The organism is Lacticaseibacillus camelliae DSM 22697 = JCM 13995 (genome assembly GCF_001436615.1).
GTDB lineage: Bacteria > Bacillota > Bacilli > Lactobacillales > Lactobacillaceae > Lacticaseibacillus > Lacticaseibacillus camelliae.
The window spans coordinates 1-1776 of the sequence record NZ_AYZJ01000044.1 but is presented as its reverse complement, the minus strand read 5'-3'; the positions used below and the strand labels follow the sequence as shown (position 1 = coordinate 1776).

Annotated in this window: 1 rRNA gene; it reads right to left on the bottom strand. The window is 50.7% G+C overall.

Features of this window, described 5'->3' with window-relative positions:
• Positions 1-65: 65 nt before the first annotated feature.
• Positions 66-1640: ribosomal RNA gene (locus FC75_RS08360) — 16S ribosomal RNA — on the bottom strand.
• Positions 1641-1776 lie beyond the last annotated feature (136 nt).

Below are 1776 nucleotides of genomic sequence, written 5' to 3'. Positions count from 1 at the left end.
TCCTCTCAAAACTAAACAAAGTTTCATGTGATAGGTTTCCGTGATGCTTACGCATCTGTCCTTAGAAAGGAGGTGATCCAGCCGCAGGTTCTCCTACGGCTACCTTGTTACGACTTCACCCTAATCATCTGTCCCACCTTAGACGGCTAGCTCCTCAAAGAGGTTACCCCACCGGCTTCGGGTGTTACAAACTCTCATGGTGTGACGGGCGGTGTGTACAAGGCCCGGGAACGTATTCACCGCGGCATGCTGATCCGCGATTACTAGCGATTCCGACTTCGTGCAGGCGAGTTGCAGCCTGCAGTCCGAACTGAGACCGGCTTTAAGAGATTAGCTTACCCTCGCGGGTTCGCAACTCGTTGTACCGGCCATTGTAGCACGTGTGTAGCCCAGGTCATAAGGGGCATGATGATTTGACGTCGTCCCCACCTTCCTCCGGTTTGTCACCGGCAGTCTTACTAGAGTGCCCAACTGAATGCTGGCAACTAGTCATAAGGGTTGCGCTCGTTGCGGGACTTAACCCAACATCTCACGACACGAGCTGACGACAACCATGCACCACCTGTCACTATGTCCCCGAAGGGAACGCCTGATCTCTCAGGTTGGCATAGGATGTCAAGACCTGGTAAGGTTCTTCGCGTTGCGTCGAATTAAACCACATGCTCCACCGCTTGTGCGGGCCCCCGTCAATTCCTTTGAGTTTCAACCTTGCGGTCGTACTCCCCAGGCGGAATGCTTAATGCGTTAGCTGCGGCACTGAAGGGCGGAAACCCTCCAACACCTAGCATTCATCGTTTACGGCATGGACTACCAGGGTATCTAATCCTGTTCGCTACCCATGCTTTCGAGCCTCAGCGTCAGTTACAGACCAGACAGCCGCCTTCGCCACTGGTGTTCTTCCATATATCTACGCATTTCACCGCTACACATGGAGTTCCACTGTCCTCTTCTGCACTCAAGTTTCCCAGTTTCCGATGCACTTCTTCGGTTAAGCCGAAGGCTTTCACATCAGACTTAAGAAACCGCCTGCGCTCGCTTTACGCCCAATAAATCCGGATAACGCTTGCCACCTACGTATTACCGCGGCTGCTGGCACGTAGTTAGCCGTGGCTTTCTGGTTGGATACCGTCAACGTCTGAACAGTTACTCTCAAACGTGTTCTTCTCCAACAACAGAGTTTTACGACCCGAAAGCCTTCTTCACTCACGCGGCGTTGCTCCATCAGACTTGCGTCCATTGTGGAAGATTCCCTACTGCTGCCTCCCGTAGGAGTATGGGCCGTGTCTCAGTCCCATTGTGGCCGATCAACCTCTCAGTTCGGCTACGTATCATTGCCTTGGTAGGCCGTTACCTTACCAACTAGCTAATACGCCGCGGGTCCATCCAAAAGCGATAGCTTACGCCATCTTTCAACCAAAGACCATGTGGTCTAAGGGTTTATGCGGTATTAGCATCTGTTTCCAAATGTTATCCCCCACTTAAGGGCAGGTTACCCACGTGTTACTCACCCGTCCGCCACTCGGTGTTAATAAAATCCTTCGGTGCAAGCACCTCAGTCAATCATCAACGCCTCGTTCGACTTGCATGTATTAGGCACGCCGCCAGCGTTCATCCTGAGCCAGGATCAAACTCTCATATAAAATGAGTTATTTGAATAGCTCGATTTGTTGTTTATTGCGAATTGACTTCGCTCATGTTAATTAATTCTTTTCAACTTTCATTGAAAAGCCCTATCACATTTACGAAACTTTGTTCAGTTTTCAAAGGACTACCTTG